This is a genomic window from Amycolatopsis sp. NBC_00345 (genome assembly GCF_036116635.1).
Classification (GTDB): domain Bacteria; phylum Actinomycetota; class Actinomycetes; order Mycobacteriales; family Pseudonocardiaceae; genus Amycolatopsis.
Window position 1 is genome coordinate 2,886,732 of sequence record NZ_CP107995.1, and the last position, 24,410, is coordinate 2,911,141.

At 69.9% G+C, this 24,410-nt stretch carries 24 protein-coding genes; 7 read left to right on the forward strand and 17 right to left on the reverse strand.

Annotation, left to right across the window (positions count from 1 at the left end):
• Positions 1-52: 52 nt before the first annotated feature.
• Positions 53-1,297 (forward strand): macrolide family glycosyltransferase, encoded by a 1,245-nt coding sequence (locus OG943_RS12845; RefSeq protein WP_328609967.1) that lies wholly within the window; start codon positions 53-55, stop codon positions 1,295-1,297.
• Positions 1,294-2,799 (forward strand): B12-binding domain-containing radical SAM protein, encoded by a 1,506-nt coding sequence (locus OG943_RS12850; RefSeq protein WP_328609968.1) that lies wholly within the window; start codon positions 1,294-1,296, stop codon positions 2,797-2,799. The genes OG943_RS12845 and OG943_RS12850 overlap by 4 nt, the downstream gene beginning before the upstream one ends.
• 3 nt (positions 2,800-2,802) lie before the next feature.
• Here the strand turns inward: OG943_RS12850 and OG943_RS12855 are convergent, their stop codons facing one another.
• The 14 genes from OG943_RS12855 to OG943_RS12920 form a co-directional block, all read right to left on the reverse strand.
• On the reverse strand, positions 2,803-3,762 hold the full coding sequence (locus OG943_RS12855) for an NAD-dependent epimerase/dehydratase family protein (RefSeq protein ID WP_328609969.1): 960 nt from the start codon (positions 3,760-3,762) through the stop codon (positions 2,803-2,805).
• Positions 3,763-3,769: 7 nt separating this feature from the next.
• Positions 3,770-4,687, reverse strand: a complete 918-nt coding sequence (locus tag OG943_RS12860; RefSeq protein ID WP_328609970.1) for a transketolase family protein — start codon at positions 4,685-4,687, stop codon at positions 3,770-3,772.
• Positions 4,684-5,526: a transketolase gene (locus OG943_RS12865; protein ID WP_328609971.1), complete on the reverse strand. Its 843-nt coding sequence runs from the start codon at positions 5,524-5,526 to the stop codon at positions 4,684-4,686. The genes OG943_RS12860 and OG943_RS12865 overlap by 4 nt, the downstream gene beginning before the upstream one ends.
• Positions 5,527-5,614: 88 nt before the next feature.
• Positions 5,615-6,232, reverse strand: a complete 618-nt coding sequence (locus OG943_RS12870; protein WP_328609972.1) for an SRPBCC family protein — start codon at positions 6,230-6,232, stop codon at positions 5,615-5,617.
• 62 nt (positions 6,233-6,294) lie between these two features.
• Positions 6,295-7,497, reverse strand: coding sequence for a macrolide family glycosyltransferase (locus tag OG943_RS12875; protein ID WP_328609973.1), 1,203 nt, complete (start codon positions 7,495-7,497; stop codon positions 6,295-6,297).
• Between the two features lie 43 nt (positions 7,498-7,540).
• Complete coding sequence (locus OG943_RS12880; RefSeq protein ID WP_328609974.1) at positions 7,541-8,344, reverse strand: ABC transporter permease; 804 nt, start codon at positions 8,342-8,344, stop codon at positions 7,541-7,543.
• Positions 8,341-9,354, reverse strand: a complete 1,014-nt coding sequence (locus tag OG943_RS12885; RefSeq protein ID WP_328609975.1) for an ATP-binding cassette domain-containing protein — start codon at positions 9,352-9,354, stop codon at positions 8,341-8,343. The genes OG943_RS12880 and OG943_RS12885 overlap by 4 nt, the downstream gene beginning before the upstream one ends.
• Positions 9,355-9,415: 61 nt before the next feature.
• Positions 9,416-10,231 carry a class I SAM-dependent methyltransferase gene (locus OG943_RS12890; RefSeq protein ID WP_328609976.1) on the reverse strand — a complete coding sequence of 272 codons (816 nt, stop codon included), beginning with the start codon at positions 10,229-10,231 and terminating at the stop codon, positions 9,416-9,418.
• A 24-nt stretch (positions 10,232-10,255) separates the two neighbouring features.
• Positions 10,256-10,858, reverse strand: a complete 603-nt coding sequence (locus OG943_RS12895) for an SRPBCC family protein (protein WP_328609977.1) — start codon at positions 10,856-10,858, stop codon at positions 10,256-10,258.
• Between the two features lie 154 nt (positions 10,859-11,012).
• Positions 11,013-11,543, reverse strand: coding sequence for a carboxymuconolactone decarboxylase family protein (locus tag OG943_RS12900; RefSeq protein ID WP_328609978.1), 531 nt, complete (start codon positions 11,541-11,543; stop codon positions 11,013-11,015).
• Between the two features lie 84 nt (positions 11,544-11,627).
• Entirely contained in the window at positions 11,628-12,671 is a 1,044-nt protein-coding gene (locus OG943_RS12905) for a right-handed parallel beta-helix repeat-containing protein (protein ID WP_328609979.1), read from the reverse strand.
• Between the two features lie 184 nt (positions 12,672-12,855).
• Entirely contained in the window at positions 12,856-14,166 is a 1,311-nt protein-coding gene (locus OG943_RS12910) for an MFS transporter (RefSeq protein ID WP_328609980.1), read from the reverse strand.
• A 558-nt stretch (positions 14,167-14,724) separates the two neighbouring features.
• Positions 14,725-15,153 (reverse strand): enediyne antibiotic chromoprotein, encoded by a 429-nt coding sequence (locus tag OG943_RS12915; RefSeq protein WP_328609981.1) that lies wholly within the window; start codon positions 15,151-15,153, stop codon positions 14,725-14,727.
• 71 nt (positions 15,154-15,224) lie between these two features.
• Positions 15,225-16,793, reverse strand: coding sequence for an FAD-binding oxidoreductase (locus OG943_RS12920; protein WP_328609982.1), 1,569 nt, complete (start codon positions 16,791-16,793; stop codon positions 15,225-15,227).
• A gap of 119 nt (positions 16,794-16,912) precedes the next feature.
• On the opposite strand from OG943_RS12920, the gene OG943_RS12925 reads away from it, so the two are divergent.
• Complete coding sequence (locus OG943_RS12925) at positions 16,913-18,094, forward strand: right-handed parallel beta-helix repeat-containing protein (RefSeq protein ID WP_328609983.1); 1,182 nt, start codon at positions 16,913-16,915, stop codon at positions 18,092-18,094.
• A 311-nt stretch (positions 18,095-18,405) separates the two neighbouring features.
• Here the strand turns inward: OG943_RS12925 and OG943_RS12930 are convergent, their stop codons facing one another.
• Both OG943_RS12930 and OG943_RS12935 read right to left on the reverse strand, forming a co-directional pair.
• Positions 18,406-19,056: a winged helix-turn-helix transcriptional regulator gene (locus tag OG943_RS12930; protein ID WP_328612060.1), complete on the reverse strand. Its 651-nt coding sequence runs from the start codon at positions 19,054-19,056 to the stop codon at positions 18,406-18,408.
• A 170-nt stretch (positions 19,057-19,226) separates the two neighbouring features.
• Positions 19,227-20,147, reverse strand: coding sequence for a hypothetical protein (locus tag OG943_RS12935; RefSeq protein ID WP_328609984.1), 921 nt, complete (start codon positions 20,145-20,147; stop codon positions 19,227-19,229).
• Between the two features lie 329 nt (positions 20,148-20,476).
• Here OG943_RS12935 and OG943_RS12940 point away from each other — a divergent pair, with 329 nt between their 5' ends.
• Positions 20,477-21,244, forward strand: coding sequence for a S1 family peptidase (locus OG943_RS12940; protein ID WP_328609985.1), 768 nt, complete (start codon positions 20,477-20,479; stop codon positions 21,242-21,244).
• A 146-nt stretch (positions 21,245-21,390) separates the two neighbouring features.
• Here OG943_RS12940 and OG943_RS12945 read toward each other — a convergent pair whose 3' ends face one another.
• A complete protein-coding gene (locus OG943_RS12945) occupies positions 21,391-21,675 on the reverse strand; it encodes an RNA polymerase sigma factor (protein ID WP_328609986.1) in 285 nt (94 codons plus the stop codon).
• Between the two features lie 497 nt (positions 21,676-22,172).
• Between OG943_RS12945 and OG943_RS12950 the strand changes: the two genes are divergently transcribed.
• Genes OG943_RS12950 through OG943_RS12960 form a run of 3 tightly spaced genes read left to right on the forward strand, consistent with a single transcriptional unit; the run spans position 22,173 to position 24,409 of the window.
• Positions 22,173-23,306, forward strand: a complete 1,134-nt coding sequence (locus tag OG943_RS12950; protein WP_328609987.1) for a hypothetical protein — start codon at positions 22,173-22,175, stop codon at positions 23,304-23,306.
• A 57-nt stretch (positions 23,307-23,363) separates the two neighbouring features.
• Positions 23,364-23,801 (forward strand): MarR family winged helix-turn-helix transcriptional regulator, encoded by a 438-nt coding sequence (locus tag OG943_RS12955; RefSeq protein WP_328609988.1) that lies wholly within the window; start codon positions 23,364-23,366, stop codon positions 23,799-23,801.
• 41 nt (positions 23,802-23,842) lie between these two features.
• Positions 23,843-24,409, forward strand: a complete 567-nt coding sequence (locus OG943_RS12960) for an isochorismatase family protein (RefSeq protein WP_328609989.1) — start codon at positions 23,843-23,845, stop codon at positions 24,407-24,409.
• Position 24,410 lies beyond the last annotated feature (1 nt).

Consider the following 24,410-nt stretch of genomic DNA (forward strand, 5'->3'; position numbering starts at 1 on the left):
GTCCACAGCAGACAGTCCACGCCGAACGCCACAGCCAGGGAGCGCAGCCCGAATGTCGATGAGCCCGCGGCACATCCTCGTCGTCAACGTCCAGGGACACGGCCACGTCTACCCGTCACTCGGCCTGGTCGGGGAACTCGCCCGGCGCGGGCACCGCGTCTCGTACCTGACCGGTCCGGCCTTCGCCCCGGAGGTCACCGCGGCGGGTGCCACGCCGGTGCTCTACAAGTCGGAGTTCGACGACTTCCACGTGCCCGACGTCGTCGGCGAGGACGACGCCGAGACGCAGCTGCACCTGGTGTACGTCCGGGAGAACGTGGCGATCCTGCGCGCGGCCCAGGAGGCGCTGCGCGACGACCCGCCCGACCTCGTGGCCTACGACATCATGCCGTTCCTGGCCGGACGGCTGCTGGCCAAGCACTGGGACCGCCCCGCGGTGCGCCTCAACGGCGGCTTCGCCGAGAACGAGCACTACTCGATGTTCGAGGCGCTGTGGGCCAGCCACGGCCACCGTCACCCGGCCGAGGTCGAAGCGGTGAACACGGTACTGGTCGACCTGCTCGCCGAGTACGGCATCAGCACGCCGGTGAAGGAGTTCTGGCGGGAGATCGAGGAGCTCAACATCATCTTCCTGCCCCGGTCGTACCAGATCGCGCCGGACACGTTCGACCATCGGTTCTTCTTCGCCGGGCCGAACTTCACCGGCCGGTCGCAGGGCGCGCACTGGCAGCCGCCGCGACCCGGCGTCCCGGTTGTGCTCGTGTCACTGGGGAACACGTTCAACGAGCACCCGGAGTTCTTCAAGGCGTGCGCGGAGGCGTTCGCGGACAGCCCGTGGCACGTGGTGATGGCGATCGGCCGGTTCCTGGACCCCGAGACGCTGGGGCCGTTGCCGCCCAACGTCGAGACCCACGCGTGGATCCCGTTCCACGCCGTCCTCGAGCACGCCACGGTGTGCCTGATCCAGGGCACGACCGGCGCCACGATGGAGGCCATGGACCTGGGCGTGCCGCTGGTCCTGATGCCCCACTTCGCGACCGAGGCGGCCCCGTTCGCGCACCGGACCGTCGAACTGGGGCTGGGCTACGAGCTGCCCGCCGACCAGATCGACCCGGCCGGCATCCGGGCCGTCGTGGACCGCCTCGCCGCCGACACCGTGGTCCGGCAACGGGTCCTGCGCATGCAGCGGGACGTCCAGGCGTCCGGCGGCGCGGCCGGCGCCGCCGACGAGGTCGAGACCTACATCAGGCGCCACGGACGCTTTTCACCCGATGGAGACGAGGGCTTTCCACCATGACGCTTCGCGACGTCAGCGTGCTGCTGCTGTACCCGCCGAACCAGAACCTGCCCGGCACCGTGTGCAAGCCGAACGGCTCGCTCGCCTATCCACACCTGGGCGGGGCGCTGCGGCATCACGGCGTGCCCGTGACCATCTTCGACGCCTGTGTGGGCGACGGCCCGGACGACCTGGACGCCATCTTCGCCAACCCCGTGGCGATCCCGAGCGGGCTGGTGCGGACCGGCGTGACCGACGAGCGCATCCTCCAGGTCGTGGCCGACCACGACATCGTCGGCATCACGTCGATCTTCACCGACCAGGAGTCGATGGTCCTGCACTGCGCCCGGCTGATCAAGGCGGCCTACCCGGAGAAGATCCTGGTTTCCGGCGGGGTCAACGCGCGCTCGCGGATGCCGCTGTTCTTCGCCGCCGGGTTCGACGTGGTGTGCCTGTCGGAGGCCGAGCACACCCTCATCGAGATCGTGGAGGCCGTCCGGCGTTCGGCGCGGCCGAGCTTCGCCGACATCCACGGCGTCGCGTTCCCCGACGGCAACCGCATCCGGGTCAACCCGGCCCGCTCGCGCGACATCGTGCAGGACCTCGACACCCTGCCCATGCCGGCCTGGGACCTGCTGCCCAACCAGCGGTACTGGACCCTGGCCCGGCCGCACTCGGGGATGTTCGAGCCCGGCGCCGAACTGCGCTACGGCACGATGATGACCTCGCTCGGCTGCCCGTTCCACTGCGCGTACTGCCACATCGCCGGCGAGGTGGAGGACAGCCTCCCCGGCCCGATCGGGGCGTTCCGGGTGAAGTCCGACGAGCGGGTGCTCGCCGAGATCGAGACCCTCAAGGGCCTCGGCGTGACGGACGTGTTCATCGAGGACGATTCGCTGCTGGGCAACAAGAAGCGCGGCCTGCGGCTGCTGGAGAAGATCCGCGGCGCCGGCGTGACCGTGTGCGACCTCAACGGCATCAACATCATCCACATGCTCAAGCGGTGGAAACCTGACCACGAGGTGCTCGAAGCGCTGGCGCTGGCCGGTTTCGCCCAGATCAACATGCCGTTCGAGACGGGCAACCTGCGCATCATGCGCAAGTACGCGAGCAACAAGCTCAACGTGGAGAAGGCCGACCTGCGCGGGCTGATCATCGCGATGAAGGAGTACGGGTTCCAGCTGTACGGCAACTACATGATGGGTTACCCGGACGAGACGATGGAGGAGATCCAGACGACCATCGACCTGGCCCGTGAGCACGTCTCCTACGGCCTGGACGCGGCGAACTTCTTCCTGGTCGTGCCGATGCCCGGCTCGCCGCTGTTCGACATGGCGATCGCGGGCGGCCACATCAGCCCGGACTTCGACCCGGACAAGATGAACATCTACAACGCCACGATGGCCAACACGCTGGTCCCCGGGCCGGTCCTGGAGGAGATGCGCGCACGCGCGTGGGAAGAGGTCAACTCCACGACGTGGAAGTCCGCCAAGAAGGCGTGGGCCACCCCCGCTTCGTTGTGACCACTACAGCCCGACGGCGCGCGCGTATCTCGCGCGCCGCCCCGGGTCGTGGCCGAGCCAGTCCACCAGGGCACGGAACCCCTCGGCCAGGCCCCGAGCCGGGCGCCAGCCGAGTTGGCGGCGGCTCAGGGTGCAGTCCGCCACACACAGCCTGGTGTCCCACTCCCGGGACGCCATCGTCGACCACCGTGGCCGTTCGCGGATCGCGAGCTCGCCCCGTACCAGCTCGACCAGTTCGGCCAGGGACGTCGGCGTGCCGCTGCCCACGTTGAGCACGCTGCCGCGCTCCAGGTGAGTCGCCTGCGCGGCCAGCACGAACGCCTCGCAGACGTCGGCGACATACACGAAGTCGCGGACCGTCCGTGGCGTGGTGAGCGTGGGCAACCGACCTCGCATGCCGGACATCGCGAGGGCCGGCATCAGGCGAGACGGGTCCTCCCAGGGGCCGTACGCCGTGCTGAGGCGCAGCGTGACCAGGTGGGCGTCGCGGTCCCGTGACACGGTTCGCGCGTACTGCGTCGCCGCCGCCTTGCTGGTGGCGTAGCAGCCGTGCGGCTCGGCCGGCTCGTGTTCCCGCGCCGGGTGGCCCTTGACGCCGTACTCGGCCGTGGAACCCGCCTGGACAAACGCCTCGAACGCGCCGGCGCCGGCCAGGTCGACGAGCCCGGCCGTCGCCCGCGTGTTGGTCGTGCGGATCAACGCCGGGTCGGTCTGCCACGAGTACGCGCCGTGCGCGGCGAGGTGGAACACCCAGTCCGCCCCGTCGAGCGCGGCCCGCGCCGCTGGGGTGTCGCGCAGGTCGATCCGGTGGATCGTGATGTCCCGGCCGATCCCGTCGAGCCGCCACGGGTCGCCGCCCGGCCGCACGACAGCGTGGACCTCATGGCCGTCGCGCAGCAGCCACCGGCAGAGGTTCGCGCCGACGAAACCGCCCGCGCCGGTGACGAACACCCTCCGGGTCACTGGCGGGTCACCGGCGGGCGGAGGCCACCAGTGACGTGGCGGTGCCCGCGATCGCGCTGGGCGAGAGCCCGAACTCCTCCTTGAGGAACGCCAGGGACCCGGTGGTGCCACGCGGCAGGTCGGCAAGCCCGCATCGCCGCAACCGGGTCGGCAGGCCGTGTTCGGCGATCACCTCGGACACGAGCGTGCCCAGGCCGCCGTCCACCAGGTGCGACTCGACGCTGACCGCGTACGGGACACCGGCCAGTACCTCCGCGAGGTCCGCGACGGGTGACGGGTTGAAGCTCTCGACCACCGCGACGGTCGCCTCGACGCCCTGCGCGCTGAGCTGTTCGGCCGCGGCGAGCGCGTCGGAGGCGGTCGGGCCCAAGGCGATGAGCGCGATGTCGCCGCCGGACCGCGGTGTCGTCAGCCGGCCGAGTTCGAAATCGCCGGGGATCTGCTGGCTGCCCTTGGAAAGGCGGTAGTAGATCGGCCGCGGCAGGGCGTAGGTCTGCTCGAACGCGTCGCGCGCGTGGGCGTCGTCAGCGGGGACGATGACCGTCAGCCCTCGTTGCATGCGGAGGATTCCGACGTCCTCGAGGCTGTAGTGGGTCGCGCCGTTGTTGCCGTACTCGAACCCGCCGCCCATGCCGACGATCCGCACCGGCAGCTGGTGCAGGACCGGGCCGTTGCGGATGAACTCGTACGGCCGCATCGTCGCGAACGTCGCGATCGAGTAGACGTACGGGATCAGGCCGGACTCGGCCAGGCCGGTCGCCACCCCCACCATGTTCTGTTCCGCGACGCCGACGTTGAAGAACCGGTCCGGGAACCGCTCGGCGAACGGCTCCAGCATGTTGAACCCGAGGTCGCCGGTCATCAGGACGACCCGGGGGTCCCGCTCGGCCAGCGCGGTGAGCGTCTCGACGAACGCGGCCCTCATCGGGGCTCCCCCGCGGCGGTGACCTCCGCGGCGGCGGCCGCGTACTGCTCGTCTGTCAGCGGGAAGTAGCGCCACGCGACCTGGTGCTCCATGAAGGAGACACCGCTGCCCGCCGTGGTGCGGGCGATCAGCACGTGCGGCTGGGGCGACGTGGGGTCGATCGCGTCGATCGTGGCGCGCAGCGTGTCCACGTCGTGGCCGTCGACCTCGTGGACGGACCACCCGAACGCCTGCCAGCGGGCCGCGAGGGGCTCCAGGTCCAGGATGCGCTGGGTCGGTCCGCACGCCTGCTGGCCGTTGGCGTCGATGATCGCGACGAGTGAGCCGAGCTGGTGGTGCGCGGCGAACATGGTCGCCTCCCACACCGATCCCTCGTTCAGCTCCGCGTCGCTGATCAGCACGAACGTGCGCCGGTCCTGCCCGAGCAGGCGGGCCGCCAGCGCGCTGCCGGCCCCGTAGGACAGGCCGTGCCCGAGGGAGCCGGTGGAGAAGTCGATCGGGTCGAGCACGTGCTCGGGATGCGCGCCGAGCACGCTCCCGTCCGCGCAGTAGGTGTTGAGCGTCGCCCGGTCGATCCGGCCGGACTCGTACAACGCGGCGTAGAGCGCGAGCACCGCGTGGCCCTTGGAGAGGATGAACCGCTCGCGGTCCTCGCCCGTGCCGCGCAGCACCCCGCCGTACAGCACCGCCACGATGTCCGCGATCGACAGGGCGGAGCCGATGTGCCCGAACCGGGCGCGGTGGGACTGTTCCAGGATGTGCAGCCGAATCCGGTGCCGCAGCGGGAGGTTCGCGGCCGGTGTTCCGGTGTGCGGTTGGCGGAACGACGTAGTTGGCATCGAGATGGTCTCCGTTCTCGACGCGACCACCGACGCCGCCGCGCGGCGGGGTCACCGCCGCGCGGCCGAACAGACACGGGGTCGCCGGTTATTCGGGGGTGTAGAACTTCAGCGTTTCGTCGGCGGCCTTGTGCACGTCCTTCGCGGGCGCCACCTTGGCCTTCTCCAGCACGTCGGCCCAGGCGCGCACGGACAGCTTGGTGAACTCGATGGCCTCCTCGGACTCCATCCACCACGCCTTGTCGACCTCCTCGCCGGCCAGGTACTGGCCGAACCCGACCAGCGCGGGGTCCCAGCCCACACCCACGGCCAGCACGTGGCTGATCGCGTCGTCGCCCTCACCGGGTCCGACGTGCTCGAGCTCCAGCGTGGTGCGGGACTTCCCGTCGGCCGTCAGGGTCATGATGAGCTCCTGGGCCGGGTGACCCTCGGCCACCCAGGTCAGGTGAATCCGGCGCGGCTTGTCGCACTCGATGATGTCGCCGCCGGCGTGGTTCTCCAGCTGGAACTTCCCGCCCTCCTTGAGGTCACCGGTGACCGGCAGGAAGAACCGGGCGATCCGGTCCGGGGTGGTGAGCGCGTCCCAGACCTCCTCGGGGCTCGAGTCGTACGTGCGCGCGATCACCGCGGAGTACCCGGGACCATCGGAAATCTTCCGGGACCGCACCTCACGCGAGGTCTCCTTGATCCAGCCATTGATGGTCATAAAGAAATTCATCCCCTTCGATTCGGTTCGACGTGAACTTCTGCGAGATCAATACTCACATATCACGTAGCGATCGACATCTCGGGGGTGTGGTCGACGCGGGCCAGTATCGCCGCGGCGGCACGGGCCGCGCCACCGGAATCCTGGATCCGCTGCCGCATTTCCCGGATTCTGTTGAGCGTTTCACTGTCAACAGCCAGTTGATCTACCGTCTGGCGCAGGGTTTTCGCGTCGAACTGGTCGGCGAGCACGCGTCGGCCGAGCCCCAGCTCCACGATCCGCCGGGCCATCGGCTCGACCTCGAACGCGTAGTGCGGAACGGTCACTATCGGGGTACCCCAATGGAGGGCTTGCATCACCGTGCCCATTCCGCCGTGGGTCACGCAGATACTCGCGTGTTCCAGTACCGCGAAGTGCGACAGCCAGTTGTGGACTTCGATGTTGTCCGGCAACGGACCCAGCTCATCGGAGTCGACCCGGCTACCCAAGGTCATGACCACATGCCAGCGTGTGTCGGCGAACGCCTCCACGCAGGTTCGGAACCACTCGGGATGGTCGTTGAAACTGGTGCCCAGGGAGATCAACAGAACCGGACGGTCGTCCGGCGGCGTCCAGCGCTCACCACGTTCCTCGAGCGCCGGTCCGACAAACAGGAACCGGTTGTCGAAGGTGTCCCCGGCGAACTGGAACGCCTGGGGGATGAAAACCAGGTTGAAATCCGAGATCCCGTACCAGAAATCCTCCAGATCGGACAGTTCGTCACCGGAACTCAGCACTTCGGCCAGCTCCGTGCGGAACCGCTCGAACGTCAGCGGCGCGGGAATGCCCGAAGCGTCCACCATTTCCTGATAGTAGGAGTACTTGTCATTGGTCGCGAAGCCGACGCTGATCCGCACCGCCGGCTTGTGCCAGCGGTGGGTCAGCAGTTTCCCGGCGATGAACGGCGCGTCCTCGTACAGGATCACGTCCGGCGGAGCGTCGTCGAACGCCGCCGCCGCGGCCTCGAGTATCCGCACGTTTTCCTTGAGGTACAACAGATGCGGCACCGTCGGGTCGTCGGACGCGAACACCTCGGCCGGATCCAGCCCCGCGAGCGCCGACTCGTAGGTCACCACCGACGCCCCGAACGAGGCCGTGGCCTCGGCGAACTCGGGGGTGGTCAGGTGGATGACCCGGTGCCCGCCGCGGGTCAGTTCGCCGACCAGCGACAAGGTGGGATGCACGTTGCCGGCATGGGGTCCGGTGAGGAGCAGCGCCGTGATCATACTTCCGTAATATATACTTAGTTTCCGGCACTGGCTACCACCGTCAGCGGTTGGTCGTGCGGCCGTACTGGCGGATCGCCAGCGGCACGAAAACGACCAGGATGCCCACGATCCACAGCAGGCTGTAGGTCACCGGGTGGCTCAGCGGCCACGACGGCGGCACCGGGGTCGCGGGGCTGATGTTGCCGAACAGCTCCCGGGACGCCTGCGCGATGGCCGACACCGGGTTCCACTCGGCGAAGGTCCGCACCACCACCGGCAGCGGCTCGGCGGGCACGAACGTGGTCGCCAGGAACGTCAGCGGGAAGATGACCACGGCCGTGGCGCTGTTGAACACCTCCACACTCGGCACGAGCAGCCCGAAGTACGCCATCACCCAGGAGAACGCGTACGCGAACAGCAGCAGAAGCAGCACCCCGAGGATCGCTTCGCCCACCGAGGACCCGATCCGCCAGCCGACCACGAGGCCGGCCAGCATCATCACGCCGATCGACAGCAGGTTGTAGACGATGTCGCTGGTCGTGCGGCCGACCAGCAGCGCCGAGCGGGCCGCGGGCAGGGACCGGTACCGGTCGATGATGCCCTTCTGCACGTCCTCGGCGACGCCCAGGCCGGTGAAGGTGGCACCGAACAGGATGGTCTGGGCGAAGATCCCGCCGAGCAGGAACTGGCGGTAGTCGCCGCCGGGGATGTTGATGACGTTGCCGAACACGAACGCGAACAGCAGGATGAACATGAACGGCGAGATCAGCATCATCACGATGACCTCGGGCATGCGCTTGACCTTGATCAGGTTGCGCTGCGCGATGATCGCGCCGTCGGAAAGGGCCTTGATCGCCGTGGTCACGACTTGACCTCCTGCTTGGGACGGGCGGCGGCGTCCGCGCCCGGTTCGGTCGGCTCGGGCGGATCGGACGACTCGGCGGCGTGCCCGGTCAGGGAGAGGAACACGTCGTCGAGAGTGGGCCGCCGCAGGGAGAAGTCCAGCAGCGGCACCTTGGCGTCGCCCAGCGACCGCAGCAGGTGCGACAGCTCCTCGGGCCCGCCGGTGTTGGGGGCGGTCAGCCGGCCCGAGTCGCGGTCGACCCGCACGTCGTCCAGGCCGACCCCGCGCAGCGCCCGCTCGGCGGCCTCGAGGTCGCGGTTGTGCTCGACCACGACCTCCACCCGGTCACCGCCGACCGTCCGCTTCAGCTCGTCGGGCGTGCCGTGCGCGATCTCCTTGCCCTGCGCGACCACCACGACGTCGTCGCACAGCCGGTCGGCCTCCTCCATGTACTGGGTGGTCAGCAGCACGGTGGAGCCGTTGTCCACCAGCGCGCGGATGGTCTCCCACAACTTGTTGCGGCTGAAGGGGTCCAGGCCGGTGGTCGGCTCGTCGAGGAACAGCACCATCGGCTCGGCGACGATCGCCGCCGCGAGGTCCAGCCGCCTGCGCATCCCGCCGGAGTACGTCTTGACGCGCCGGTTGCCCGCGTCGGTCAGGCCGAAGTCGTCGATCAGCGTCTTGGCCCGCGCGCGGGCGGTCGCCGACTTGAGGCCGTAGAGCCGGCCGACGATGTAGAGGTTCTCGTAACCGGTCAGGTATTCGTCAACGGCCGCGTTCTGCCCGGACAGGCCGATGTGCTCCCGGGCCCGGCTGGGGTCGGCCCGCACGTCGACGCCCGCGATCGTCGCCTGTCCCTCGTCGGGTTCGAGCAGGGTGGTCAGGATGCGGACGGCGGTGGTCTTGCCGGCGCCGTTGGGGCCCAGCAGCCCGAGCACGGTGCCGTCCGGGACCTCCAGGTCGAGACCGTCGAGCGCGACGACATCGCCGTAACGCTTGACGAGCCCCGACGCCGTGATGGTTGCGTTCATGCTCTGCACCTGTCGTCGTTGGTGGTCGCTAACGCTGCTGCACCATTCGTTAGCGATTTCTTCAGGCCGGCGTGCGGCAGATCAGCTGCCAGAACCGCGCGATGTCGCGGTACGGGGCACGGGAGCACAGGGCCAGTTCCAGTTGTGTCGTCCGGCGGAGCCACTCCGGATCGTGTTTCACCTCGTCGTCGGACACCAGGTCGATGACCGTGCGCAGGCCCAGCGAGGCGGTCACGGCCGCGCCGGCGGCCTGGACGGCGGTGGTCACGGCCGCGCGTTCCAGCCGGCGCATCGGCACGCCGACCGTCTCGGACCGGCGCGTCGGCGCGTCGAGCATCTCCAGTCCCCGCACCGGGTCCCGGTCGCGGATCGCCGCGGCGAGGACGTCCATCGCGGGGTTGGGGGCGATGAGCGACAGCGTTCCGCCGGGTCGCGCCGCCGCGACGAGCCGGGCGACCAGTTCCGCCGGATCGTCGCGGTAATGCAGGACGTTGTGGCACAGCACCAGATCCCAGCCGGTCGAGTGGTCGGGGACGGGAAGGGGGCGCGGGTCGTCGAGGTCCACACGCTCGACCCGTAACCGCCCGCGGTCCAGGCCGTCGCGGTCAGCCGCCGCGACCGCCTCGGCCAGCAGCACCGCGGAGCCGTCGAGGATCGTCACCCGATGGCCGGATGCCAGCAACGGCAAGGAATCGGCACCGTTCGCACCGCCCACGTCGAGCACGTTCCAGGTCGCCGACGCTTCCGGCAGCTGGTCCAGGACGTGCCGGACCAGTGCGTAGTAGACGCGGGCCCACGGGGATCGCTGCCAGGCGAGCCAGTCCTCGGCCGCGTGGTCGAACGCCGCGCCGGCGTCCGGGGAAAGGGTGTCGCTCATGGCGTCACCACGGTCCGGGCCCGGTCAGGACTTCTGCTGGAGCAACCGGACGTAGGCCGCCTCGATCACCTGCGACCAGGCCATTCCGGCGTCCCGGCTGAGCGCCGCGTCCTCCTCGTTCGGCTCGTACCACTCCATCGACGGCTTGTTCGGCAGTTCGCCCGCGAGGTAGCGGCCCAGGTACTTCAGCGGCGGCTCCCAGCCGGCGCCGACGCCCCAGTCACCGGTCTTGGGGTCGCTGGACACGAGCACGTCCCGGACCGAGGCGTGCTCCAGCTCCAGCTGGGTCCCGCCGTCGACCGTCGTCAGGCGGATCTCGACCTCGTCGGGCACCGCGCCCTCGAACGACCAGGTCAGCCGGAGCAGGTGCGGCGCCTCGCACTTGAGGATCTCGCCGTCGGCGTTCATCTCCAGCGCGAACGTGCCGCCTTCGCGCAGGTCGCCGCTCACCGGGAGGAAGAACCGGTTGATCCGGTCGGGTTCGGTGATCGCGGACCAGACCTCGTCGATCGGGGCCGGGTAGACGCGGCGCATGATCGCCGAATGGGCGTCACCGGCGCCGATCTTGCGCTGCCCGATCTCGCGTTCGGTCAGGTCCACCGGGTGCGGGGTCTCGCCGCCACTCATGTCTCTCCATCCGGTCCCGCCGGCCTCGTCCCGCCAGCGCCTGCAGCGGACTGTATCACAACAGGCCTATATAAGGACACAGTGATTGTGGCGGGTCGCTGCCGAAGCGTATAGCGGTGCAGTGTCGGAGCCCGGCTCCCGTGACACCCTTCGCTCAGACGTAACCGTGCTCGACGATCGCCTGCGCACGGTCGGTGTACGCCTCGGGCGAGCCGGGGAGTTCGGTGGCCAGGCCGTCGACGTAGCGGTTGAACAGGCAGAAAGTGGCCGCGATCAGGACCGTGTCGTGGATCTCGGTTTCGGTCGCGCCCGCGGCTTTCGCGGCCTTGACGCTGGCCGCGTCCACCTTGCGGCCGTCCTCGCGGGTCAGGAGGGCGATCGTCAGCAACGCCTTGAGCTTGGCGGAGATCGGTGCCGACTCGTGGTCCCGGGTAGCTTGCTCCACAAGGGATATACCGCCGTCGATCTGGGCGGCCGCGAACGCTTCGTGGGCCGAGGCGCAGAAGACGCACTCGTTGCCCCGGGACACCGCCGCCGCGATCAGCTCCCGCTCGCCCCTCGACAGGGTGCTCGGCCCGCGCAGCAGGACGTCGGCCAGCTCGGACAGCGGCTTGGCGGTCTCCGGCCGGTAGTCGAAGAGTCCGATGATGCCCGGCAGGGTGGGGTCCACCTCGATGTGCGGCACGCGAGCCTCCTGAAGGCAGAGTGTCGGGTGATCTCGATGTTATCAGCGCGGCCCGGCCGCTCGGTACGTCTTCTTGAACCAATCTCAGCAGCCGGTGATCGAACCCGCGCAGTCGTCCGGCGCGTTGCCGGTGATCTGGCCGCCGGTGACCGTCATGGTTCCACCGGACACGTTGACGATCCCCCCGCCGGGAGCGCCGGCAGTGTTGCCCCGGACGGTGCTGTCGACGACCCGGAACAGGCCGCCGGCCCCGTTCGCCAGCCCGCCACCCGGTCCCCCGGCCTTGTTGCCGGTGACCTCGGTGCGTTCCACGATCACGGTGGCGCCGCTGCCGTTCAGCACGGCCGCGCCCGAGCCGCCGGACGTGTTGCCCGAGATCCGGCTGTCGGACACCGTGACGGGACCGCCCGCGACCACCACCACGGCGCCGCCCTCGTTGTCCGCGACGGTGGAGCCGATGATGTGCACGGTGCCGGTGTTGGTGATCGCGCCCGCCGACAACGGCGACACGTTGCCGCTGACCTCGCTGCCGTCGAACGTCATCTCCCCCGCGCTGTTGACCACGGCGGAGCCGCCGTCGGCGTGGTTGCCGGTGAGCTTCGTGTTCTTCAGCAGCACCGTCCCGTTGCTGCTGCCGATCCCGCCGCCGTAGAGCGAGGTGTTGTCCCGGACCACGCAGTCGATCAGGGTGAGCGTCGCGTCGACTCCGGAACTGCTGATGCCGCCGCCGTTGCCGGTCGACGTGTTCCCGGCGAGCTCGGTGCGGACCAGCCGCATGGCGCCGCCGCTGTTGTCCACCCCGCCGCCGAACCGTGAGCTGTTGCCGATGATCCGGCTGTCGGTCACGTCGACCGATCCACCCCACGCGTTGAGGATCGCGCTCTTCGTGCTGCCGGTCAGGGTGACCCCGGACAGCGTCAGCGTGCCGCGGTAGCGGACGTCGAAGATGGAGTCACCGCCGCTGAGCACCACTCCCGCGGCCGCCAGGCTGAACTTGCCGGTCAGCGGCTCCAGGCCGGCGGGCCCGATCGGCACCACGCACCCGGCCGGGCTCGCCACGACCTGCTTGGTCACCACGGCACCGGCGTTCGCCTGCTCGATCCAGCCGTTCAGGTCCGTCTCGGTCACCGTCGTGCAAGACACCGCCGCTCCGTCCGATGTGGACTCCGCCCACGCCGGTGGAGCTGCCACGATGACAACGGCCGCGACAGTGAGCGCCATCCACCCGCGTAACGCCTGCATGAGCACTCCCACGGTTCGCTCGTGAACTCGCCGGCCGCCCCGCAGACTACTATGTTAAATGAAAGTGATGCTAGCTCCACCGGTGGGAACGCACCGCGACCGCCGCCAGCGCGGCGACGGCCGCCAGCACGGCGGTCGCCACGCCGAAGGCGGTCCCCGAGGTGTCCTGACCGGCCAGGGTCACCAGCACCGCGACACACAGCGCCGTACCCACCTGGGTTGTCATGTTGAGCAGCCCGGAGACGAAACCCTGGTGCTCGTCGGGGACGCCCTCGGTGCCAGTGATGGTCACCGACGTGTAGACCGCACCGCCCCCGACGGCGACGACAACCACGCCGGACATCAGCGCCGCCCAGGCGTTCGCCTGGCTGAGGAACGCGGTTCCCGCCGCCATGACGATCGCACCGCTCACCAGGACGCGTTTCGCGCCGTAGCGTGCGACAAGCCGCGGGGTCGTGGTGGCCGAGACCGCGACGGCCACGCCGAAGGGAACGAAGCACAGCCCCGCGACCAGCGGCGTGAGTCCCGAGGAGTCCTGTAGTTCCAACGACAGCAACGACGTCGTCGCGCCGAACACCCCGTTGCCGAACAGGCCGATCACGTTCGCGGCCGCGACGTTCCGCAGCCGCAGAACCCGTAACGGAAGCAGCGGCCGGCGAAGGCGACGGTCCACCGCGAGGAAAACGCCAACGCAGCCGCAGCCGAGCCCGACGAGCCCCACCGCGGACAACGCCTTCACGCCAGACTCGAGCACAGTGAAGCCGTAGATGACCAGGATCAGCCCGACGATCCCAAGGACCGCGCCGAGCACCTCCGCACCTGGGCGCCGCACCCGGCGCTGGGGCGCGACGAGCACCCGAAGCGCGACAATCACAGCCACGGCGACCAGCGGCACGTTCACCAACAGCACCGCGCGCCAGCCAAAGCCCTCGGTGAGCACGCCACCGAGCAACGCGCCGAGCCCGAACCCGCTCGCCGAAGCGGCCACGAACCACCCGATCATGCGATTGCGCTGCGAGCCCTCGGGAAACGCCATGGTGAGCAACGCGAGCACCGCGGGAGCGATCAACGCCGCCCCGATCCCCTGAACCGCGCGCATGGCCACCAGCACCACCGGAACCGGCGCGCACCCCCCAGCCAGCGAAGCCGCCCCGAAGACGACGAGCCCGACCACCAGCAGCCGACGCCCACCCAGCAAATCGACCATCCGGCCGCCCAGCAGAAGGAAGCCGCCGAACGTCACCGCGTACGCACTGGCCACCCACTGCACACCCGAGGTGCTGAAGCCCAGCGCGTGCCGCATGTCCGGCAGGGCCAGGTTGACGATGGAAAAGTCGAGCAGCAGCAATAGCTGCGTGCCGCACAACAACACCATGACCATGGCGGGTCGCAGCGCCGCCGGACTACGTGGAGGAGGCACTGGGCCGGGCGGTGGGGGCGCCGGGTCACGCGCAGGAGGCACCGGACCGGGCCGGGGTGCGGTACCGCTCTGAGGCGTTGCCGTATCAGGCGGCGCCATCGCCGGGCTGTGCCGAGGTGTTGCCGTGTCGGGCCGAGGTGCCGCCGGATCGGAACCGTGTGCCGTTGGGCCAAGCGGGGGTGCCACCGTGTCAGGCGGCGCCATCGCCGGGCCGTGCCGAGGTGTTGCCGTGTCGGGCCGAGGTGCCGTCTCGGGGCCGTGTGCCATTGGGCCAAGCGGGGGTGCCACCGGGTCAGGCTGAGGCGTTGCCGCGTCAGGCCCGGGTGTCACCGGATCGGACCCGCGTGCCACTGGGCCAAGCGAGGGTGCGTCCGGGCCAGGCGGGGCCGTCAGCGCGCCATCGCGAAGTGGCGGCGGGGCGTTGGATGTGTGGTTGCCCGGTGGGGACCGGCGGGGTAACCGCCGTCGGCCGGTGGGCCTTCCCGGTTTCCGACGTGGCACCTGACCTCCGTGTCGCGCCTACCCGGCGAAGGTGATCGGGGCGCCGGTGCCGCCGTGGGCGTTGGCAACGGCGACGAAACAGTTGACTTCGGCGTCGGCGCAGTCGATGTTGCCCATCAGGTCACCGTTGGCGGAGTGCGCTTCGAACACGCGGTGCACACGCACCGTGGCCGTGCCGGCACCGTGCTTGTTCAGGTCCAGCGTTTCGGTGCCGTTGTAGTCGCAACCGACCACGCCCTCCGCCACCTGCGCGCACTGCTGCACGAAAACCCCCACGCCCGGGGTGTACCCGGTCGCGGTGACGTGCACGGTGGCCACTGAGTGCAAGTGATCCGCTGGGTCGACCGTCACCCGGGGCCCTTCGGCCGCTGCCGTTGCCACTGGGGCGATCGCGATGGACGCGGCGAGGGCGGCTGCGGCGGCCAGTCCGATCCTGAGCGACTTCATGGGTTCCTCCACATCAGAGAAGTTAGTTAGTTTTTATATAAGTACCCGCTAACAGAACTACTCTGTTCGGCCTAGCTTGGCAAGGCCACCGATAGGGCGTGGTGGAACACGTTCAGGGGATCCCACCGGCGTTTGACCTCCTGCAAACGCCGGTAATTCCCCTGGTAGTACAAGGTCGACCACGGCACGCCGGAGGAGTTCCAGGCCGGATCGGCCAGGTCGGTGTCCGCGTAGTTGATGTACGCGCCCTCGCTGTCCTCCCCCGGCACCGGGACACCGCCGGTGGACACGTAAAGCGAGCGGTACAGCTCGCGCACCCAGGCGAGGTTGGCGGCGTCCTCGGCCGGGGTCCGCCAGCACGCGCCGCAGATCATCTTGAGCACGGAACCGCGGTGCGACATCGCCGTCTCGGCCGGTGGCACGGCGTTGAGCCGGCCGCCGGCCGGGAGCATGATCACCAGCCCGCCGGGATTCGCGGGTCCGTTGAGGTACCGGTAGAGCGTGGCGATCTGGGCATCGGAGTAACGCCTGCGCAGGAACGCCGACTTCGCCTTGTACCGCCGGGTATCGCGGTCGCCCCACTTGCCGGCGCCGGGGTACGTCATCCGGTAGAGCCATGGCGCCACCTGCGACCGGTCCGTCACCGGTCGCACACCCATCCACGCGGTGACCGCGTCGACGTGCGCGGCCAGCAGCCCTTCGGCGTCCGGCAGCGCGTCGTCGATCATCGCGGTCAGCGTGACGAGGTTGCCGAGCACCAGCCAGCCCGTCAGGTTCTCGCTGTCACCAGAACTGTGCTGCTCGAACCATGCGCCATATTCTCCGACAAGCGCGTGAAAAGCGTCGTGTGTGAGGTCTTCCCAGCGCCACGAGAGGTCGCGGATCAACCATCGCGCGGGCGGCTTCGGCAACAGGGCCGCCGGGTCCGCCGACCGTACGGCGGGGTCACGCAGCCAGTACCGGGTCACCACGCCGAAGTTCCCGCCGCCCCCGCCGGTGTGCGCCCACCAGAGGTCCCGGTTCGGGTCGCCGGGATCCCGCGACGCGACCACCGCGCGGGCCCGCCCATTTCGGTCGGCCACAACCACTTCCACCGCGTGCAGGTAGTCCACAGTGGCGCCGAACCGGCGGGACAGCGGACCGTGACCGCCGCCGACGATGTGGCCGCCGACGCCCACTTCCGGGCAGTCCCCACCCGGAAAGGCCACTCCCCACCGGGTGTAGAGCGCCTGGTACGCCTCGCCGAGCGTCGCGCCTGGCCCGATCGCGAACGCCCGCCGGGACCGGTCGAAGGTCACCTGGTTCATCGGCGAGAGGTCCAGCAGGACCTTGATGTCCGGCGAGGTCGTGAAGTCCTCCCAGCCGTGACCGCCGCTGCGTACCGCGATCCGCTTGCGCGCGGCGACGGCTTCGGCCACCGCGTCGACGACCTGGCTGGTGGCCGACGCCATCCGCACGTACTCCGGCCGCCCGACGAACCGGTGGTTATCGCCGCGCAGGAACGCGTCGTAGCGGGGATCACCTGCGGCGATGGTGATCGCGGGGTCGTCGGTGACGGCCGCGGCGGACTCCGAGCCGGCGAGCAAGGTCCCGGCCGCGAGGGACCCGGCGAGGAAGCCACGCCGGTTCAGCACGGTCATGGGCCACTCCCCCTCGGACGCTATCTGGAACTTAACCAACATGCCCCAAGACTGTCCAGGCGACCGGACAAGCCGATAGCATCGCTTGACTATTCGGTACCTTGCCTGGAGGAGTGATCATGCGACGACGTGTCCTGACCACAGCGCTGGTCGTCGTTTCCTGCCTGGCCGCGTTGCCCTCCGGCGCCGAAGCCGCGCCAGGCGCGGTCACGTGCGCGCGAGTCACCGCTCCCATGCTCAACGACTGGATCCGCGCGGCGAACGCGGGCACGGCCGTGGCCGAGAGGATCAGCACCGGCAGGCAGGGCTGCGCGGTGGCCGTCGGGACGGCCGGCCTGGAGCCGTTGACGGGGACGTTCTCACTCACGGCCGTCGGCGCCAACCTCACCCTGAGCGGCGGGGGCTCGGTGTTCGACGTACGCAACGGCGGCGTGCTGACGATCGACCACCTGACGCTCACCGGGGCCACGTCGGGCGCCGTGGTGAGCAACTACGGCGGCACGGCGACGGTGAACCACAGCGTCGTCCGTGGCAACAAGGCGTTCTTCGGCGGCGGCCTGGTCAACAGCGGCGGCCGGATGACCGTCGACGACACCACCATCACCGGCAACGAGTCGCAGGGCCAGGGCGGCGGCGTCGGCAACAGCGGGGTCAGCGGGTACCTGCTGGTGACCAACTCGCGGATCACCGGCAACAACGGGCTCTACGGCGCCGGCCTGACCAACGCGGGCGCGACCACGGTGGTGGTCGGGAGCGAGGTCACCGACAACCATTCCAACGGTGCCGCCGCCGGGATCGTCAACAGCTCGGGCTCGTTGACGGTCATCGGCAGCACGATCGCCCGCAACCTGGTGTCGAACTGCCCGGGCCCGTCGCTGTGCGGGGGCGGGTTCACCAACGCCGGCATCTTGACCATCGTGCGCAGCCGGGTGCTGGACCACAACGACTCGGGCATCGGCAACCTGGGTGGCGGCCGCCTGGAGGTGACCGACACGGTGATCGCGGGCAACTCCGCGCCCGGGCCCGGCGCCGGGGTCATCAACGGGCTCGGCGGGCTCGTGACCATCAAGGACAGCGTGCTCACCCGCAACCACACCGACGACTCGGGCGGGGCCGTGGCCAACACCGGCGGGGGCGTCATCACGGTGGAGCACAGCCGGGTCACCGGCAACAGCGCCACAGTGGACGGCGGCGGCCTGGCCAACCTCGCCAACGGCCTGGTGCGAGTCACCAACGGCACCTTCGTCGGCGACAACGCACCGGACAACTGCACCGGCGCGGTCGACGGGTGCGTCGGATGAACCGTTCGGCAGGGTGCCCGACCTGCTGCCGTCGGGCCGGGGCGACTGGTACGCGGCCAACTCCTACCTCAGCTGAACGGCCGCGACACCTTGGACATCGCCGGTAACAATTCCTATAGCGCCACGAGAATTTGTCACGCCCAGGTGGAATTCCCGCACAGAAAACGTCCGTGTTGACGCGTCATTGTCGTGCCGGTTCCGGAAGCGCAAGCCACCAGGCCCACTATCGCATAGCAGTCTGATGATCCTATTCCAAGGCCGCGGCGAAAACGCTCAACCGCAGAAACCGATACTTCCCGACCCGGGGTGTTTCAGGTCAGCCCGAGCATCCGGCTACACCGGTGAATAGCTTCCACCGGGCCTTCGATCTTGATACTGCCCGTGGCGAGCGCTTCGAAAGGGGTGAGCATCTGCGCGCCGATGCACACGAATGTCTCCGGGTCGCTGGTGATCACCAGCTCGGGCGCGGTCGTGGCGCCCCGCGAGAAGCCCACCTTGCCCTGTCGCACCTCAACGCAGAAAACCTGGTCGCCCACGCGAAACTCGTACGTCTCATCCACGTCGGGGATCCGGTCCTCGATCACCATCGCCTGCATGGCGAGAAAGCCCCACTCGGCCCGGACCACCCCGGAGCGGTCCGTTTCCCCGAGGAATCCCAGGCCCCATTTGCACAGTTCCAGCACGGGCGCGCGAAGCTGCTCGCCCAATTCCGACAGCCGGTACTGCTTTCCCCGGCCGTCACCCTCGACCGGCAGTTGTTCGATGACCCCGTGCTCATTCAGCGTCCGCAGCCGCTCGGCGAGCAGGTTCGGGCCGACTCCCGGCAGGTTTTCGACGAGTTCGTTGAAGCGCACCGGCCCGATGAGCAGTTCCCGGACAATGAGGAACGTCCACCGCTCACCGATGACGTTCAACCCGGCCGCCAGCCCACAGAACTGCCCGTAGTCTCGTCGGCTCGCCATGGCCACCTCACTTGGATAGGAACTAATATAATAGTAACATCCGGTCGTGATGCCAGCACGACACGCTGGCCCGCCCAGCCACTGGGCGCGCACCACGCCGAGCAGGCGCTGTCGGTCAGCGAGGCCGTCGGCCAATCACGGCTGTCGGCGCGGGGATGGTCCACGGCGCGTCACGGCCAGCGCCAGCGCATCCCGTGGATCCCGGGGGCCGCGCCGGTGGTGATCACGTGCGCGGGCACCGCCGGGGACAACGGCACCTCGGCCACCTCGCGCTCGGGGCCGTCCGGGGCGTCCTGCCGGTAGGAGTGGCAGCTCGCCGGCATCGTGGCCGGGTCGAAGTGGACCTCCAGCAGGTGGTCGGCGACGGGGTGGCGGAAGCGGCGGTCGTAGCTGGTGTCCGGGATCTCGTCGGTGTACTCGAACTCGTACTCGAGGATCGCGGTCTCGCCCTCGGCCAGTGAGCGGCCCAGCACCAGCTCGCAGATCGTGAACGGCTGGCCGGGCACCGCCTCCACTCGGCCGGGCGCGCAGTAGCGCGTCGAGATCAGCCGCGGGCGCCGGTCCGGCATCAGGCCGCGTAACGTGACCACCTTGGTCTGCACCTGCTCCTCCGCGGCCCGCACCACCTCCCGCACACACAGCCGCCGCAGCATCCGGTCCGCCCCGATGTGCAGTGACTCGTGCAGGCTGAGCACCACCAGCGACGCGTCGTGCGAGGCCTCGAACGAGTTCAGCACCGGCAGCATCCGGTTTCCCTGTCCCCACAACCGCTCCCAGCGCACCACGCTCACCGGCCGGTCGCCCTCCGGGCGGGCCAGCAGCTCGGTCAGCGACCGGTCCGGCAGGCCGAGCTCCCGCTCCAGCAGCGCCACCGCGCGCAGCGACTCGGGCCGCTCCGGCCGGGTGCGCCCGGTCCGCCAATAGCTGAGTGTCGTCGTGCTGACCGACGCGCCCGCAGCGTCGAGCCGTCCCTTCAGCCGGACCAGGCCGAGCCCGCTGAGGTCGATCGCCAGCGACAGTGCCCGGCTGAACGGGCCGCACGCGAGAGCCAGCTCCAGCTGCTCCCGCGGCCCCGGCCGGGACGGTTTCAACGCGAACAACGGTATCCGTGTCCTTCACGTGCGTTCCGGGCGACAGTGACCGGTCGTGCTGTGCTGTTACGGGAGGGGGAAGGCGGATCGCGCCTGGTCCCCGGATCCGTGCCGAACCGGACGATCGAGGCCCGGCGCGATCATCGGTCTAACACCCGCGGACACGCCCTGTCACGCGACGAACGTCGGAACCTGGCCGGCCGGGAGAGCACAACCCGCCGAACGATCCGACTTTTTCCGTTGACCGGCTCAGGTCTTCCAGCGGATTACCGGGCCCGGCCCGGCCGCTTACGTTCGATCGGTCCCCACCGAATCGCCAAGGAGTACCGATGCGTGAATCCCACGGCCGGCTCGTCCGGGCCGCCGCCCTGCTCACCGGTTCCTGTGCCGTCCTCGGCGCCCTCGCGGTCAGCCCCGCCGCCGCGAGCGTCCCCGCCACGCCGTCCGCGCCCGCCGCGTCGCCCTCCATCATCGGCGGCAGCACCGCCCAGAACCCCGGTTACATCACCCGGTTCAACGGCCACGCCAACGGCTACACGTTCTTCTGCACCAGCACCCTCGTCGGCACGCGCTGGGTGCTGACCGCCAAGCACTGCATGTACGACAACAACGGGCAGCGCCTCACCGACATCGACCTCTACATCGGCTCCAACAGCGCGTCCGGCGGTGTGCACGCCAAGGCCGCGCAGACCTACCTCGAGAGCAGCGGCGACCTCGCGCTGATCAAGCTCGACACCGACGGCGGCAGCACCTTCGCCCGGCTCGCGAGCAGCGCGTCGGACGCGGAGGTGGGCGACGCCGCCACGGTCTACGGCTGGGGCGCGACCCAGGCCGACGACGAGGGCCACCACCAGTCGAGCGTGCTGAAGAAGGCCGCCGTCACCATCTCCGACACCAACGCCACCGACAACGCCGGCGGGCCCGCGATCAGCGCCCGCACCCCCAACGGCGCCGTGGCCGGCGGCGACTCCGGCGGCCCGATGGTCGACGGCGGCGTGCAGGTCGGCGTGTGCTCCACCAGCGACCGCTCCAGCGTCACCACCTACGGCAGCGTGGCCGCGGGCCGCGACTGGATCACGCAGGTCAGCGGCGTCTGACCCGCGCCCCCGGGAGGGGAGGCCGGCCGTGTCCCGTCCGCCGCGGGCACGGCCGGTCCCCCGGCGCTGAGGATGCCCTGAAGGCCACCATCAGAGTCAGTGATGCCCTCAAGGTGGCCTTCAGGGCATCACTAGCTCGTCGGCGTTCAGGCCGGGGACCGCGAACCGCGGCGGAGCCGATCGAGGCCGGACAGGCACCGGCCGAGAGCCTTGCTCAGGACGCGGACGAACCCCTCCTCCGAGACTCCCCGCTGGGCCACGTTCCACACCTGGCAGAACACGGCGATCACCACGTCGTCGGCCAGCGCGCCGTCCCCGACCCGCGAGCGCACGATCCACAGGACCGCCGAGCTGTACCGGGAGACCAGGACTTCGAACGAGTCCAGGTCTCCCGTCGCGGCTCTCGCGAACAGCGTGTCGTCGTCCTGCACCCGGCGAACGGTGCGCGCGCCCTCCGGCGGGCGGAGGACTCTTTTCACGACCAGGTTCACGTGCTCACCCCTCATGCGGAATCGGCTACAACGTGAATGCCGCCCAGAGCATCACCCACGCGACGACGCAGACGACAACAACCACACCCACGATGTCGGCGGCGTTGCGGAGTACCTTCCGAAATGCCGGCGCACTGCGAACATTCATTTCAACTCCCCTTCCTCCCGGGTAGTGATGATCGAACGTTACCTTGCGCTCGCGCAATGTCACCGCTCTTACGGGGGTCACCCGCGGAGGGGACCCGGGGCCACAATCTGCCGGTGAAACGCGGAAAAACGCACCGAAAACCGGTCTCATTGTGACGCGATAGACTCCCGTAAAGTGTTCCGCGAATCCCTCACGAAATAGTAAAAGCGCCGCCAAACCGGATTCGGCCGGTCCGCCCGCCGCGTGGTCTGCCGCATGGTCCACACAGCGGCGTGGTCTACTGCCCGTCGTGTCGCTGACTTCGGAACTGGCCGATCCCGCGAGCGCGCTCACCTCCTGGTGTGCGCGCGTTTTCACCGGTACCCCGGCCGTCGCCGCGGAGGTCGCGCGGGCGGTGCGGGACGTCAAACCGGTGCGACCGGCCGGACGCGACCTCCCGCGGCGGCACTGGGCGGAGATCGGCGGGGCGTTCGGGCAGCGGGTGGCCGACCTCGTACAGCCCGCGCCGCCGTACTACGCGCTCCTCGGCCTGGTCGGCGCGCAGTGGGTGACCGGTGCGTGGGCGCACCGGCAGGCCGCCGCCTACCCGACCCACCGCGACCTGCCCGGGGAGTACCGCGCGCGGGCGCTGTTCGTCCGGCCCGCGGCGACCACGTGGCTCGACCTCGGCGACCCGTTCCCTGCCGCCGGCACCGTGCCCGACGCGGAAGCGGTCTGGAGCGAGCTGCTGGAACGCTCGCGCGGCTACCTCGCCGAGCACGCGCCGCCCGGCACGCTCGCGCAACCGGGCGCCGAGGCCGGGCTGGCACGCACGAACTGGGTGCTCTCGGCGTGCGAGGACGTGTACCGCTCTGGCGGAATCGACCCCCGCCTCGCCCGTGCGGTCGACGGCGGCGCGCCCACCGTGGACCTCTTGCGAGGGCTGGCCGGCGAGCACCAGGTGACCGAGCTGGTGCAGCTCGCCCAGCGGCTGCACGAGAGCGGCGCGCTGTGGGAACTGCGCTCACTCGCCGGGAACCCGCCCGAAGGCCGTCAGCTCGGCATCGCCGGGCCGACCATCGTGCCCGGCTGGGCCGACGGCGACATCCTGCTCGGCGCCATCGACCCGGAGACCGGGGTCGACGAACGCGGCACCACGCTGGTGGACGTCAAGACCGTCGCCGCCGTCCGCGATCCGGACCGCGTCGGGCGCTGGCTGTGGCAGATCCTGCTGTACGCGTGGCTCGACACCGGCGGCCTGTACGACATCCGCCGCGCCGGTCTGCTGCTCGCCCGCCACGGCACCCTGATCACCTGGCCGGTCGACGAGCTGGCCGGAAAGCTGCTGGGCGGCCCGGAAACCACGGACTACCGGCGCGACGAGGCCCGGGAGATCGTCGGCCGGATCCTGGCGTCGGCCGGCCTGGAACTGCCGTCGGATTAGACACGGGGATTAGACAGCCAGCTGAACAGTCTGCTGGCCACCTGATAGCGTTTCGGCATGCGTGGAAAGGCGCGGACGCCCGCGGTGGCGAGCGAGCTGCGGGTCGTGCTCGGGCAGCTGGTCCGGCGGCTCCGGGAACAGGCCGAGGGCGCCGACCTCACGCGGTCGCAGTCCGCGGTGCTGGTCCGGCTGGAGCGGGACGGGCCTTCGACCGCGACGGCGCTCGCCCGTGCCGAGGGCGTCCGGCCGCAGTCGATGGCCAAGATCGTCGACGTCCTCCAGGACGCCGGGCTCGTCGGCGGCTCCCCCGACCCGAAGGACGGCCGCAAGACGGTCCTGAGCCTCACCGACGCCGCGCGTGAGCAGTTCCGCACCGGGCGGCTGGCGAAGGAGGACTGGCTGACCGGCGCGATCGACACCACGCTCACCGCCGCCGAGGTCGACCAGCTCGCCGCGGCCACCCGCCTGCTCAAGCGCCTGACGAACACCCCCTGACCCCGAGCGCCTGACGAACACCCCCTGACCCGAGGAAACCCATGCCTGTCACCACCCTCGACCCGAAGACCGCGCTGATCGTGGTGGACCTCCAGCGCGGCATCGTCGAGCTGCCCCTCGCGCACTCGGTCGCCGACGTGGTCGAGCGCGCCACCACCCTCGTGCGCGCCTTCCGCGCCCACGGGCTGCCGGTCGTGCTGGTCAACGTCGCCGGCACCCCGGCGGGCCGGACCGACGCGGGCGCCGTGCGCGCCACTTTCCCAGACGGCTGGACCGACCTGATCCCCGAGCTGGACCAGCAGCCCGACGACATCCTCGTCACCAAGCACACCCGCAGCGCCTTCACCGGCACCCGCCTGGAGGAGCACCTGCGCGCGCTCGACGTCAGCCAGGTGGTGATCGCCGGCATCGCCACCAGCAGCGGCGTCGAGTCCACCGCCCGCGACGCGCACGAGCACGGCTTCCACGTCACCCTGCCCGCCGACGCGATGACGGACCGGACGACGGCCCGGCACGAGCACAGCTTCGCGGAGGTCTTCCCGCGCATCGCCGAGACCGGAACCACCAAGGACGTGCTCGACGTGCTCGCGCTGGGGCGCCGCGCCTGAT